Source organism: Miniimonas arenae, from assembly GCF_006351005.1.
Lineage (GTDB): Bacteria > Actinomycetota > Actinomycetes > Actinomycetales > Beutenbergiaceae > Miniimonas > Miniimonas arenae.
The window spans coordinates 104736-118188 of the sequence record NZ_VENP01000002.1 but is presented as its reverse complement, the minus strand read 5'-3'; the positions used below and the strand labels follow the sequence as shown (position 1 = coordinate 118188).

The following is a 13453-nucleotide window of genomic DNA, read 5'->3' as shown; positions in this document are numbered from 1 at the left end:
CACGACGACGAGGCAGTGGACCTTCTCGACGGCGCGTCCACCGCCGCGCACGACGGCGAGCCGGCCGCCGCGCACGACGGCGAGCCGGCCGCCGCGCACGACGGCGAGCCGCGCGCCGAGCCCACCGGAGCCGCGCTGCGCCGCGGCCCGCTGCGCTGGGGAGACCGCGTGCAGGTCACCGACCCGCGCGGCCGGCCCGCCACGATCACCCTCACCCCGGGCGGGTCCTTCCAAACTCACCGCGGCTACTTCCGGCACGAGGACCTCGTGGGCCGGCCCGAGGGCACCGTCGTCGAGACGACCCTCGGGGTCGCCTACCTCGCGCTGCGCCCTCTGCTCGCCGACCACGTGCTGTCGATGCCGCGCGGCGCCGCGGTCGTGTACCCCAAGGACGCCGGCCAGATCGTCGCGATGGCCGACATCTACCCGGGCGCCCGCGTCGTCGAGGCGGGCGTCGGCTCGGGTGCGCTGACGATGTCGCTGCTGCGCGCCGTCGGCGACGGTGGTTCGCTCCTGTCGGTCGAGCGCCGCGAGGACTTCGCGGTCATCGCGCGCGGCAACGTCGAGGCGTTCTTCGGCGCCGACCACCCCGCGTGGGAGCTCGCCACGGGCGACCTCGCCGACGTCCTGCCGCGCCTGCGCGTGCCCGGCAGCGTGGACCGCGTGGTGCTCGACATGCTCGCACCGTGGGAGAACATCGACGTCGTCGCCGACGCGCTGGCGCCCGGCGGGGTGGTGATCGCGTACGTCGCCACCGCCACGCAGCTGTCCCGGTTCGCCGAGGACCTCAAGGCCGACGGCCGGTTCACCGAGCCGACGGCGTGGGAGAGCCTCGTGCGCGGCTGGCACCTCGAGGGGCTTGCCGTGCGGCCGGAGCACCGGATGGTCGGGCACACCGGGTTCCTCGTCACGGCGCGCCGGATGGCGCCCGGGGTCGAGCCGCCGCTGCGGCGCCGTCGCCCGCAGAAGGCCACCCAGACCGAGGACGCCGCGGCCGCCGAGCAGCTCGCGGCCGACGCGGCCCGGGTCCAGATCGGGGACGACTGGAGCCCGGCCGACTTCGGCGAGCCCGTGGTGACCGAGAAGAAGGCGCGCAAGGCGGGCCGGGAGAGCGCGGCGTTGCGGGCCGCAGCGGCCCGGTCGGCCGCGACGGCCCGCCCAGGTGACGAGACCGACTGAACTCCCCGCGCGAGTCGGCCTACCCTGGAGGCAGGCCCTGACCGCCAGCCGAGAGGAGAGGTCCGTGTCGGACGACATCGAGCAGGCCAGGCGTAACCTCGCGTCGATCGCGGCCAAGAACGAGCGGCTCGTCGCCTCGCTCGTCAAGGCGCGCCAGGAGCTCGTCGACCTCAAGGAGCAGGTCGAGAAGCTCACCACGCCGCCGGGCAGCTACGCGGTCCTGCTGACCGCGAACGAGGACTCCTCCGCCGACGTGGTCACCGCGGGCCGCACGATGCGCGTCCAGGTCTCACCCGCCGTCGACCGCGCGCGGCTGAGGCCCGGCGTCCAGGTGCGCCTCAACGAGGCGATGGCGCTCGTCGCCGTCGGCGGGTTCGACAACGTGGGCGAGATCGTCAGCGTCAAGGAGGTCATGGGCGCCGACCGCGTGCTCGTCGTCGGCCGCGCCGACGAGGAGCGGGTGGCCCGCCTCGCGGGACAGCTCGCCGAGACCGGCGTGCGCGTGGGCGACGCCCTCACGATCGACACGCGATCGGGCTTCGTGCTGGAGAAGATCCCGCGCTCGGAGGTCGAGGAGCTCGTCCTGGAGGAGGTGCCCGACGTCGAGTTCACCGACATCGGCGGCCTCGCCGACCAGATCGAGGCGATCCGCGACGCCGTCGAGCTGCCGTTCGGCAACCCCGAGCTCTTCCGCGAGCACGGCCTCACCCCGCCCAAGGGCCTGCTGCTGTACGGGCCGCCCGGGTGCGGCAAGACGCTCATCGCCAAGGCCGTCGCGGCGTCGCTCGCGCGCACCGTCTCGGCGGCGGCGGGCGAGGGCGCGGTGCGCTCGTCGTTCCTCAACGTCAAGGGCCCCGAGCTGCTCAACAAGTTCGTCGGCGAGACCGAGCGGCACATCCGGCTGATCTTCGCCCGGGCGCGCGAGCGCGCCGCCGAGGGCGTGCCGGTCGTCGTCTTCTTCGACGAGATGGAGTCGCTCTTCCGCACCCGCGGCACCGGCATCTCCTCCGACGTCGAGACCACGGTCGTGCCCCAGCTGCTCGCCGAGATCGACGGCGTGGAGCGCCTCGACAACGTCATCGTCATCGGCGCCTCCAACCGCGAGGACATGATCGACCCGGCGATCCTGCGCCCGGGGCGCCTCGACGTGAAGATCAAGATCGAGCGGCCCGACGCCGAGGCCGCGCGCGACATCCTCGCCAAGTACCTGCTGCCCACCGTGCCGCTGCACCCGGACGACCTGGCGCGGCACGGCGGCGACGCCGACGCCACGGTCGCCGCGATGATCGACGCCACCGTCGAGCGGATGTACTCCACGGGCGCGGAGAACGAGTTCCTCGAGGTCACGTACGCGAGCGGGGACCGGGAGGTCCTCTACTTCAAGGACTTCGCGTCCGGCGCCATGATGCGCAACATCGTGGACCGCGCGAAGAAGTCGGCCATCAAGGACGTGCTCGCGGGCGCTCCGCGCGGGGTCTCGGTGCAGCACCTGCTCACCGCGGTGACGGCGGAGTTCCACGAGAACGAGGACCTCCCGAACACCACCAACCCGGACGACTGGGCGCGTGTCTCGGGCCGCAAGGGTGAGCGGATCGTCTTCGTGCGCACCATCGTGCAGAAGATCGCGGGCTCGGCCGCCGTGCCGGCGCCCCGCTCGGTGGAGACGATCGCGAACCCCGGCCAGTACCTCTGACCCTCCTCCCTGTCCGCGAGGGCGTTGCGCCGCTCCGCGAGGGCGTCGCGCCGGCTCCGCGAGGGCGTCGCGCCGCTCCGCGAGGGCGTCGCGCCGGCTCCGCGAGGGCGTCGCGCCCGAGCGGGAGGGTCGGTGTCGGCGGAGACGTAGCCTGGTCGGGTGCGGGTGATGGGAATCGAGACCGAGTACGGCATCCTCGGCGGCGACGGCGTGCGGCAGAACCCGATGGCGCTCTCGGCGCTCGTCGTGGCCGCGTACGCGCAGGCGAGCGGCCGGCGCAGCCGGACGCGGTGGAGCTACGAGGGCGAGGACCCGCTCAGCGACGCGCGCGGGTGGCGCCTGGACGGCGCCGCGGCCCACCCCAGCCAGCTCACCGACGACCCGGACCGGCCCGCGCCCAGCGGCGACGACGCGGACCCGGGCCACCTGGACGGCCCTCTGCTGCGGCGGCACCGGCCGCAGGACCTCGAGCGTGACGACCCCGCGGCGGCGAACATGCTGCTCACCAACGGCGCACGGCTCTACGTCGACCACGCCCACCCCGAGTACTCCAGCCCCGAGGTCGCCTCGGCCCTGGACGGCGTGCGGTGGGACCGCGCGGGCGAGGAGGTCATGCTGTCCGCCGTGCGCACGCTCGCGGCGAACCCGCACACGCCCGAGGTGCACCTGTACAAGAACAACGTGGACGGCAAGGGCGCCAGCTACGGCACCCACGAGAACTTCCTCGTGCGGCGCGACGTGCCGTTCGACGAGCTCGTGCGTTACCTGACCCCGTTCCTCGTCACCCGCACGATCCTCGTGGGGGCGGGCCGGGTGGGCCTGGGCCAGGCGGGGGAGGAGCCCGGCTTCCAGCTCTCGCAGCGGGCCGACTACATCGAGGCGCACGTCGGGCTCGAGACGACCCTGCGGCGCCCCATCGTCAACACCCGCGACGAGCCGCACGCCGACCCGCAGCGGTTCCGCCGCCTGCACGTCATCATCGGCGACGCCAACTGCTCCGAGACGGCGACCTACCTCAAGCTCGGGATGACGTCGCTCGTGCTCGGGGTGCTCGAGGCCGCGGTCCTGGGCGGTTCGGCAGACCCCGCCGCCGACGGCGACACTCCCGGCGTCCTCGCGGTGCCCGACGCGTGGGCCGGCCTGGCGCTGGCCGACCCGGTCGACGCCGTGCACCGGGTCAGCCGCGACCTCACCCTCGAGGAGGGGCTCGAGCTGGCCGACGGCGGCACGGCGACGGCCTGGGAGATCCAGCGCGCCTACCTCGACGGGGTGCGCCAGGTGCTGACCGACCGGCTGGACGAGGACGAGGCGCGCGTCGTGGCGACCTGGGACCGGCTCCTCGGGCTCCTGCGCAGCGACCGCCCGGCGGCCGCGCGCGAGGTCGAGTGGCTCGCCAAGCTCCAGGTGCTCGAGGCCCTGCGGGCGCGGCACCACCTCGCGTGGGACCACGCGAAGGTCGCCGCCGTGGACCTGCAGTGGTCGGACGTGCGGCCCGAGCGCGGCCTCTACGCCCGCCTGCGCGCCGCCGGCGCCGTCGCGACCCTCGCCACCGAGCAGGAGGTGAGCGACGCCGTCGTGCACCCCCCGGTCGACACGCGCGCCTACTTCCGCGGCGAGGCCGTGCGCCGGTACCCCGACGCCGTGGCCGCCGCCGGCTGGAACGGGCTCGTGCTCGACGTGCCGAGCGAGCCCACGCTGGTGCGCGTGCCGATGACGGACCCGACCCGCGGCACGCGCGCGCTGCTGGGGCCGCTCCTGGACGCCTCGCCCGACGCGGGAGCGCTGCTCGCGCGCCTCACCGGCGCGACGCCGGAGGCGATCCCCCCGTCCGCCGCGCCCGCCTCGGCATAGGATCGACGAGCCCGTTCGGCAGGAGGAGACGGCCATGACCCAGCAGCACCACACCCCCGCCCGCGGCGACGGCGAGGAGCCCGACGCCCCGGTCCCCGCGGCTGTGCAGGCCAACACGCAGGCGGTCGACGACCTGCTCGACGAGATCGACGACGTCCTCGAGCAGAACGCGGAGTCGTTCGTGCGAGGGTTCGTCCAGAAGGGCGGGCAGTGACCGCCGGTCACGGCTCGGGCGCCCGCGGCGGGCTCGGACCCGCCTACCTCGACGTGTCCGGCATGTCGTTCCTCGACTTCGCCCGCGTCGTGGCGCCCGACGTCGTGAGTGCGCGGCTCGACGTCGCCCCGGCGCCGGAGCAGACCCACGCGACCACGATCGTCGCGCTGTCCTACGCGGGCGGCGTGGTGATGGCGGGGGACCGGCGCGCCACGGCCGGCAGCATGATCGCGCACCGGGAGATCGAGAAGGTGTTCCCCGCCGACCGCTCCTGCGTCATCGGCATCGCGGGCACCGCGGGCATCGGCCTCGAGCTCGTCCGCCTCTTCCAGCTCGAGCTCGAGCACTACGAGAAGATCGTCGGCACCCCGCTGTCGCTGGAGGGCAAGGCCAACCGCCTCGCGCACCTCGTGCGCGCCAACCTCGAGCTCGCGGCGCGCGGGCTGCTCGCCCTGCCGCTGCTCGCGGGCTTCGACGCCGCGGCGGCCGCGGCCCGCCTGTACTCCTACGACGCGGTCGGCGGGCGCTACGCCGAGCGCAACCACCACGCGATCGGGTCGGGCGCGATCTTCGCCCGCGGCACGCTGAAGAACCTCTGGCACACCCACCTCACCGAGTCCGAGGGCGTCGAGATCGCCGTCGCGTCCCTGCTGGACGCCGCCGACGACGACTCGGCGACCGGGGGCGTCGACCTCGTGCGCGGCATCTTCCCCGTCGTCGCCGTCGTGGACGAGGGCGGGTACCGGCGCATCGGCGACCTCGAGCTCGCCGGGCACGTCGAACGGATCCTGGCGCTGCGCAGCCAGGCGCGACGGGACTGAGGAGCGACCCGATGAGCACGCCGTTCTACGTCTCGCCCGAGCAGTTCATGAAGGACCGGGCCGACTACGCGCGCAAGGGCATCGCGCGGGGTCGCTCCGTCGTCGTGCTCACGTACGACGCCGGGATCCTGTTCCTCACCCACAACCCCTCCCGCGCGCTGCACAAGATCTCGGAGATCTACGACCGGATCGCGTTCGCCGCGGTCGGCAAGTACCACGAGTTCGAGTCGCTGCGGGTGGCAGGCATCCGCTACGCGGACCTGCGCGGCTTCTCCTACGACCGCTCCGACGTCACGGTGCACGCGCTCGCCAACTCCTACGCGCAGACGCTCGGCTCGGTGTTCACGTCCGAGACCAAGCCGTACGAGGTCGAGCTCGTCGTCGCGGAGGTCGGCCCGACCCCCGCGGACGACCAGCTCTACCGGCTCTCGTTCGACGGTGCGCTGGGCGAGGAGCCCGGGTTCGTGGTGATCGGCGGCGACGCCGAGCTGCGCACGCGCCTCGTGGGCGAGGGCTGGCGTGCCGGGCTCAGCCTCGCGGACGCGTTCGCCCTGGCCCGCACCGCGCTGGAGGCGCGCGACGGCGAGGCGCCGGCGCCGATCGAGGCGCAGCAGCTCGAGGCCGCGGTGCTCGAGCGCGGCGTGCCCGGCCGGGCGTTCCGTCGCCTCGGCCCGCACGACCCGGTGCTGCAAAGTGTCTCGCGGGGCACGTCGCAGGACCTCGCGTGAGCGCGCCGGCCGCGGCGGCGGCTCCCGACGGCGTGGCTCGCCCGAGCGTGCAGACGCGGCGGATCTTCGGGCTCGAGACGGAGTACGGGATCACCTGCGCGAGCCCCGACGACCGCGGGATGTCGGCCGACGAGGCCGCCCGCTACCTGTTCCGCACCGTCGTGGCGTGGGGCCGGTCCAGCAACGTGTTCCTGCGCAACGGCGCCCGCCTCTACCTCGACGTCGGCAGCCATCCCGAGTACGCCACGGCCGAGGCGGACGACATCCACCAGGCGGTCGTGCAGGACGCCGCCGGAGTGCGGATCCTCGCCGACCTCGCCCAGGACGCGAACGACCGGATGGCCGCCGAGGGTCTGCCCGGGCGGCTGCACCTGCTGCGCAACAACGTGGACTCGGTGGGCAACTCGTTCGGGTGCCACGAGAACTACCTCCTGCGCCGGCGCTCGGACTTCGCGCGCACCGCCGAGGTGCTCGTGCCGTTCTTCGTCACGCGGCAGCTGCTCACCGGTGCCGGGCACGTCCTGGAGGGTCCGCGCGGGGCGCGGTACTGCTTCTCCCAGCGCGCCGACCACATCTGGGAGACCGTGTCCTCGGCGACCACCCGGTCCCGGCCCATCATCAACACCCGGGACGAGCCGCACGCCGACGCCGAGGCCTACCGCCGCCTGCACGTCATCGTGGGGGACTCGACGATGGCCGAGCCCACCACGATGCTCAAGCTCGGCACCACCGACCTCGTCCTGCGGATGCTCGAGAACGGCGTGCACCTGCGCGACGTCACGCTGGAGAACCCGGTCCGGGCGATCCGCGACATCAGCCACGACATCACCGGGCGCGCGAGCCTCGCGCGTGGCGGGGGCGGCACGATCACGGCGCTGGACATCCAGGACGAGCTGCTCGGCAAGGCGCGCGACTTCGTCGCGAGCACGGGAGACGACTCGGCGAGCACCGCCTGGGTGCTGGACCTGTGGGAGCGGGGTCTGCGCGCCGTCGCGACCGGCGACCACACGCTCGTGCACACCGAGCTGGACTGGGCGATCAAGGAGCGCCTCGTGCACCGCTACACCGAGCGGCACGGCGTGGGCCTCACCGACCCGCGGATCGCCCGGCTGCTGCTGGCCTATCACGACATCTCGCCCGCGGACGGCCTGCTCGGGACCCTCGTGGCACGCGGGCTCGTGCGGCGCCTCACCACCCCCGAGGAGGTCGAGACGGCGACCGAGGAGCCCCCGCAGACCACGCGGGCACGCCTGCGCGGGTCGTTCGTCCGCGCCGCGCAGGAGGCGCGGCGCGACCACACGGTCGACTGGGTCCACCTCAAGCTCAACGACGCGGCCCAGCGCACGGTGCTGTGCGCCGACCCGTTCCGGTCGCACGACGAGCGGGTGGACCGGCTCATCGAGAGCATGCGGTCGTGAGCGCCGCCGTCGCGACGCCGCGCGGCCGCTCCACGGGCGCGCCGGGTGCGCGGTCGGTGCGCCGCGGCCGGCGTGCGCTGGGCGGACTTGCGGTGCTGGGCGCCCTCGTGCTCGCCGTCGCCGGCTGCACGCCGACGACCGCGCCCGAGCCGGGTGCGGCGCCGACGATCGAGGTGGCGGGGGACTTCGGGATCCGGCCCACGATCACGATCCCGGACGGCTTCACGGTGGGGGAGACGTCGACCGCCACGCTCGTCACGGGCGACGGCCCGGTCCTCGTGGACGGTCAGAGCGTCCTCGCGGACTACCTGGCCGAGAACGTCACGACGGGCGAGGTGGTCGCCGACACGTACGAGGGCCTGCCCGAGATCCGCACGTTCAGCGTCGACGACCTCGGCCAGCCGCTGTACGACCTGCTCGAGGGCGCGACGATCGGCTCGCGCCTGCTCCGCGTGGAGCTCGGCACCGACGCCGACCCGAACCCCCACGTGCTGGTCCTGGACCTGCTCCCGCTGCGTGCGCAGGGGGAGCCGCTCGAGCCGCTCCCGGCGATGCCGACCGTCACGCTCGCCGACGACGGCGCGCCCACCGTCGCGATCCCCGACGCCGCGCCGCCCGTCAGCGTCGCCTCGACCGTGCTCATCAAGGGTGCGGGCCCCCAGGTGACGCTCGGCCAGTCCGTGGTGCTGCAGCTGGTGGCGGTGCGCTGGTCCGACGGCGCCGTCGCGGACTCGACGTGGGGCGTGGCGCCGCGCGCCGTGGCGCTCGCGGACTTGCCGACCGGCCTCCTGGCCGGGCTCGTCGAGCAGACGGTGGGCTCGCAGGTCCTCGTCGTCGTGCCGCCGGCGGACGGCAACGGGCAGGACACGCTCGTCTACGTCGCCGACATCCTCGCCACGGGCGACGTCGCGGTCGGCCCGTCCGGGACCGAGGGCCAGCCCGGTGGCGACCCCACCGCGGGCGCCACCGACGCACCCACCGGATAGGCCCTCGTGCCCCGTTAGGGTGGACGGGTGAGTGTCGCCCTGCGTGTGATCCCCTGCCTCGACGTCGACGCCGGGCGGGTCGTCAAGGGCGTCCGGTTCGAGGGCCTGCGGGACGCGGGCGACCCGGTCGAGCTCGCCCGCCGCTACGACGCCGAGGGCGCCGACGAGATCACGTTCCTCGACGTCTCGGCGTCCTCCGACGGCCGGGCGACCACGCTCGAGACGGTGACGGCCGCGGCCGAGCAGGTGTTCGTGCCGCTCACCGTGGGCGGCGGGGTGCGCAGCGTGGCCGACGTCGAGGCGCTGCTGCGCGCCGGCGCCGACAAGGTCGGCGTCAACACCGCCGCGATCGCCCGACCCGAGCTCATCACCGACATCGCGCGGCGCTTCGGCGCCCAGGTCGTCGTGGTGTCGGTGGACGCGCGGCGCTGCCCGGCGGGCACACCCACCGAGTCGGGCTTCGAGGTGACCACGCACGGCGGACGCCGGGGCACCGGGCTCGACGCCGTCGCGTGGGCCGCGGAGGCCGCCGACCGCGGGGCGGGGGAGATCCTGCTCAACTCGATCGACGCGGACGGCACCACCGCCGGGTTCGACGTCGAGATGCTCACGGCGGTGCGCGACGTCGTCGACGTCCCGCTCGTCGCGAGCGGCGGCGCCGGACGTGTCGAGGACTTCGTCGTGGCTGCGGCCACCGGCGTCGACGCCGTGCTCGCCGCGAGCGTCTTCCACTTCGGCACGCTGTCGGTCGGCGAGGTCAAGGACGCGCTGCGCGCCGCCGGCCACGTCGTCCGGTGACCGGGGAGTGACCGCCCCGACCCCCGAGGCCGAGCCCGGCTCCACGCATCGGGCTGCCCACGAACCGTCTCGCCAGCCGGCGACGATCACCGGTGGCTTCCTGCGCCGCTCCCTCACGCTGCTGCGGCGCGGCATCGCCGCGAGCCCGCGTGCGTTCGCCGTCGCCATCGCGGCCTCGGCGCTGTGGGGCGGCGCGACCGTGGCCGCCGGCTGGCTGCTCGGGCGGATCACCGACGGGGTCATCGTGCCCGCGCTCACCGGCGACGGCGTCGCGGACCGTGACATCTGGCTCGCCGGCGGCGCGCTCCTGATCGTCGGCCTCGTCACCGCCGCGTGCGTCGCGCTGCGGCGCGTCTATGCGGGGATCGCGGCGTTCGACGTGCAGGCCGACCACCGCCGCCGGGTCTCCCGTGCCTACCTCGAGCTGCCGATGGCGTGGCACCGCCGCCACCCCACGGGCGCACTCCTCTCGCACGCCAGCGCCGACGCCGAGGCGGCCGGCGAGGTGTTCGTCCCGCTCCCGCTCGCGATCGGCGTGGCCGTCATGCTCGTCATGGCCGCGGGCGCGATGCTCGCCGCGGACGTCTGGCTCGGCGTGATCGGGATCGCCGTGCTGCCCGCGGTTCTCGTCGCCAACGCGGTGTACCGCCGCGCGATGACGCCGGCCGTCTCGCGCGCGCAGGCCGAGCGCGCGCACGTGGCGGACGTGGCCCACGCGAGCTTCGAGGCCGCGTCCGTGGTCAAGACGCTCGGCACGGCGGCGCACGAGGTCGCGCTCTTCCGCGACGCGACCGAGCAGCTGCGCGACGCCAACACGCGCGTGGGCCGCATCCGCTCGGTGTTCGACCCCGTGCTCGACGCGATCCCCGCCTTCGCCACGCTGCTCGTCCTCGTGGTCGGCGCGGAGGGCGTGCACGTCGGCCGGGTCGCGGCGGGCGGTGTGGTGACGGCCGCCTACCTGCTCAGCGTCATGACGTTCCCCGTCCGCGCGATCGGGTTCGTGCTCGGGGACCTGCCGCGCTCGCTGGTGGGGCACGCCCGGATCGCCGGCGTCCTGGACGCGCCGCGTGAGCCCGACATCCAGCCCGACACAGTCGCCGACCCGGTGTCCGAGGCAGTGCCCACCCGGCGGGACCCGGTCGACGTTCCTTCGGCCTCCCGGCCCCGCGGCGCCCGGCCCCGCGGCGCCCGGCCCCGCGGCGCCCGGCTCGAGCTTCGCGGCGTCGGGCTGCGCGTGCCCGGCCCGGCCGGGCCGCTCGACCTCGTGCGCGACGTCACGCTCGCCGTGCCGTCCGGCGCACGTGTCGCCGTCGTCGGCCCGACCGGGTCGGGCAAGTCCACGCTGCTCGACCTCGTCGGCCGGCTCACGCCCGCGACGTCGGGCGTCGTGCAGCTCGACGGCGAGGACGTGCGCGCGATCCCTCGCACCCGGCTCGCCCGCGACGTCGCCTACGTCGCGCAGGAGGCGTTCGTCTTCGACGACACGGTGCGCGAGAACGTCACGCTCAGTGCGCCCGGGGACGCACCCGTGCCCGATGCGCTCGTGTGGGACGCGCTGCGGCGTGCGCACGTCGACGACGTCGTCCGCGCGCTGCCGCTCGGCCTGGACAGCCCGCTCGGGGAGCGCGGCACCACGCTGAGCGGCGGTCAGCGCCAGCGGCTCGCGATCGCCCGCGCGCTGCTGCGCCGCCCCCGCCTGCTGCTGCTGGACGATGCGACGTCCGCGCTCGACCCGGTGGTCGAGCGCGCGATCCTCGCCGAGCTCGCGACCTTTGACGGCGCACCCGACCAGCACGGAGCTCACGACGGCGGCCCCACCGTCCTGATGGCGGCCTACCGGCCCGCGACCATCGCCCAGGCGGACGTCGTGGTGCACCTCGAGGCCGGTGCCGTCGTCGACGTCGGGACCGTCGCGGAGCTCCTCGCCCGCGACGCGGGCTTCGAGGCGCTGCTCACCGCCTACGACCGGGACCGCTCGTGAGCGCCGCGACGATCGCGCCGGCGTCCGAGCTGGGCGTGCTCGCCACCGTGCGGCGCGGCCTGCGCGAGTCCCCGGCGCTGCGCCGCGGCCTCGGCGTGACGCTCCTGCTCGCGACGCTCGCGACCCTGGGGCGGCTCGTCGTCCCGTTCTCCGTGCAGCGCGCCACCGACCACGGTCTGCTCGCCGCGGGCGGCGTCGACCTCGGGGTGGTCCTGCGCACGACGGCGTGGGCCGCGCTCGTCCTCGTCGTCGCCTCGGTCCTGTCCGGCATCGCGAACGCGCGGCTGTTCGCCGCGACCGAGGCGGGGCTGGCCCAGCTGCGCGTCGCCGCGTTCCGGCACGTGCACGACCTGGCCGTGCTCACCCAGCACGCCGAGCGGCGCGGCTCGCTGACGTCCCGGGTCACCTCCGACGTCGACACCATCAGCATGTTCGTGCAGTGGGGCGGGATCACGCTGATCCTGTCCTCGCTCCAGATCGCGGCGGCGACGGTCGCGATCGCCTGGTACTCCTGGCAGCTCGCGGCCCTCGTCTGGCTGTGCCTGCTGCCGATGGCGGTCGTGGCCCCGCGCGCGCAGCGCCGGCTCACGGCGGCCTTCGGGCAGGTCCGCCTGCGCGTCGGCGCGATGCTCTCGGCGGTCAGCGAGGCCGTGGTCGGGGCGCACACCATCCGCGCGTACGGGGCCGCGGACCGCACCGCACGCCGCCTGGTCCACGCGGTGGCGCAGCACCGCGACGCCGCCGTGCGCGCCCAGACGCTCGCCGCGCTCGCGTTCTCCGTCGGCGTGCTGCTGAGCGGACTGGCGCTCGCCGTCGTGGTGGTCGCGGGCGCGTTCCTCGGGATCGCGGGCGAGCTGAGCGTCGGCGACCTGCTCGCCGTCCTGTTCCTCGTGCAGCTGTTCGTGGGCCCCGTGCAGAACGCGACCGAGGTGCTCAACGAGCTGCAGAACGCCGTCGCCGGCTGGCGCCGTGTGCTCTCGCTGCTCGAGACCCCGCTCGCGGTGCCGCCGCCGCGGCGGCCCCGCCCGCTGCCCGACGGCCCGCTCGACCTCGAGCTGGCGGGCGTGACGTACGCCTACCCGGACTCCCCGCCCGTGCTGCACGACGTGTCGGTGCGCCTGCCCGCGGGGGCGCGCGTCGCCGTCGTCGGCCGCACCGGGTCGGGCAAGACGACGATCGCGCGCCTGCTGACCCGGCTCGTGGACCCCGCCGCCGGCGTGGTGCGCGTGGGCGGCGTCGACCTGCGCGACGTCGCGGAGGAGGATCTGCGGGCCCACGTCGTCGCCGTGACGCAGGAGGGGTTCCTGTTCGACACGACGCTCGCGCGCAACGTCGCCTACGCGCGGCCCGACGCGACGCGAGAGGACGTGGTGCGCGCCGTCGCCGAGCTGGGCCTGACCGACTGGGTCGAGACCCTGCCGCTCGGGCTGGACTCACCCGTGGGGCAGCGCGGCGAGCAGCTCTCGGCGGGGGAGCGGCAGCTCGTCGCGCTCGCCCGCGCCCACCTCGCGGGTGCGCCGGTGCTCGTGCTCGACGAGGCGACCTCCGCCGTCGACCCCGCGACCGAGCTGCGCACCTCGCGCGCGCTCGCGCGCGTCGTCGCGGGCCGGACCTCGGTGACGATCGCGCACCGGCTCTCGACGGCGCAGCAGGCCGACCTCGTCGTGGTGGTCGACCACGGGCGGGTCGTGGAGGTCGGGCCGCACGAGGAGCTCGTCGCCGCCGACGGCGTGTACGCGCACCTGTTCCGGTCGTGGCTGGTGTCGACGACCTAGGAGACGGCA

The 13453-nt window shown here is 75.0% G+C and carries 11 protein-coding genes; all 11 read left to right on the top strand.

All coding sequences use genetic code 11. The features are described from left to right. The first annotated feature begins 135 nt into the window (after positions 1-135). The 11 genes from FH969_RS01490 to FH969_RS01440 all read left to right on the top strand — a co-directional run bounded on the left by FH969_RS01490 (position 136) and on the right by FH969_RS01440 (position 13444). Positions 136-1179, top strand: coding sequence for a tRNA (adenine-N1)-methyltransferase (locus FH969_RS01490; protein WP_246071640.1), 1044 nt, complete (start codon positions 136-138; stop codon positions 1177-1179). Between the two features lie 64 nt (positions 1180-1243). Beyond that, positions 1244-2872 (top strand): proteasome ATPase, encoded by a 1629-nt coding sequence (gene arc, locus FH969_RS01485; RefSeq protein WP_218975228.1) that lies wholly within the window; start codon positions 1244-1246, stop codon positions 2870-2872. A 168-nt stretch (positions 2873-3040) separates the two neighbouring features. Next, complete coding sequence (dop, locus tag FH969_RS01480) at positions 3041-4723, top strand: depupylase/deamidase Dop (protein ID WP_139985610.1); 1683 nt, start codon at positions 3041-3043, stop codon at positions 4721-4723. A 34-nt stretch (positions 4724-4757) separates the two neighbouring features. Further along, the gene (locus tag FH969_RS01475; protein ID WP_108719816.1) at positions 4758-4937 is read left to right on the top strand and encodes a ubiquitin-like protein Pup; all 180 of its coding nucleotides are present in this window, start codon (positions 4758-4760) and stop codon (positions 4935-4937) included. After that, on the top strand, positions 4934-5758 hold the full coding sequence (prcB, locus tag FH969_RS01470) for a proteasome subunit beta (protein WP_246071636.1): 825 nt from the start codon (positions 4934-4936) through the stop codon (positions 5756-5758). Before FH969_RS01475 ends, prcB begins: the two co-directional genes overlap by 4 nt. Before the next feature lie 11 nt (positions 5759-5769). Then, a complete protein-coding gene (gene prcA, locus FH969_RS01465) occupies positions 5770-6486 on the top strand; it encodes a proteasome subunit alpha (protein WP_139985608.1) in 717 nt (238 codons plus the stop codon). Between the two features lie 47 nt (positions 6487-6533). Then, positions 6534-7904, top strand: coding sequence for a Pup--protein ligase (pafA, locus tag FH969_RS01460; protein ID WP_139985636.1), 1371 nt, complete (start codon positions 6534-6536; stop codon positions 7902-7904). Next, positions 7901-8890 (top strand): FKBP-type peptidyl-prolyl cis-trans isomerase, encoded by a 990-nt coding sequence (locus FH969_RS01455; protein WP_139985606.1) that lies wholly within the window; start codon positions 7901-7903, stop codon positions 8888-8890. The genes pafA and FH969_RS01455 overlap by 4 nt, the downstream gene beginning before the upstream one ends. Before the next feature lie 27 nt (positions 8891-8917). Further along, on the top strand, positions 8918-9688 hold the full coding sequence (gene hisF, locus FH969_RS01450; protein ID WP_139985604.1) for an imidazole glycerol phosphate synthase subunit HisF: 771 nt from the start codon (positions 8918-8920) through the stop codon (positions 9686-9688). 7 nt (positions 9689-9695) lie between these two features. Then, positions 9696-11669, top strand: a complete 1974-nt coding sequence (locus FH969_RS01445) for an ABC transporter ATP-binding protein (RefSeq protein ID WP_246071635.1) — start codon at positions 9696-9698, stop codon at positions 11667-11669. Continuing rightward, on the top strand, positions 11666-13444 hold the full coding sequence (locus FH969_RS01440) for an ABC transporter ATP-binding protein (RefSeq protein ID WP_139985602.1): 1779 nt from the start codon (positions 11666-11668) through the stop codon (positions 13442-13444). The genes FH969_RS01445 and FH969_RS01440 overlap by 4 nt, the downstream gene beginning before the upstream one ends. The last annotated feature ends 9 nt before the right edge of the window (positions 13445-13453 follow it).

Excerpts from the sequence above, each read along its gene's own strand:
- dop (WP_139985610.1), top strand. The coding sequence starts at position 3,041 with ATGGGAATCGAGACCGAGTACGGCATCCTCGGCGGCGACGGCGTGCGG.
- prcA (WP_139985608.1), top strand. The coding sequence starts at position 5,770 with ATGAGCACGCCGTTCTACGTCTCGCCCGAGCAGTTCATGAAGGACCGG.
- FH969_RS01475 (WP_108719816.1), top strand. The coding sequence starts at position 4,758 with ATGACCCAGCAGCACCACACCCCCGCCCGCGGCGACGGCGAGGAGCCC.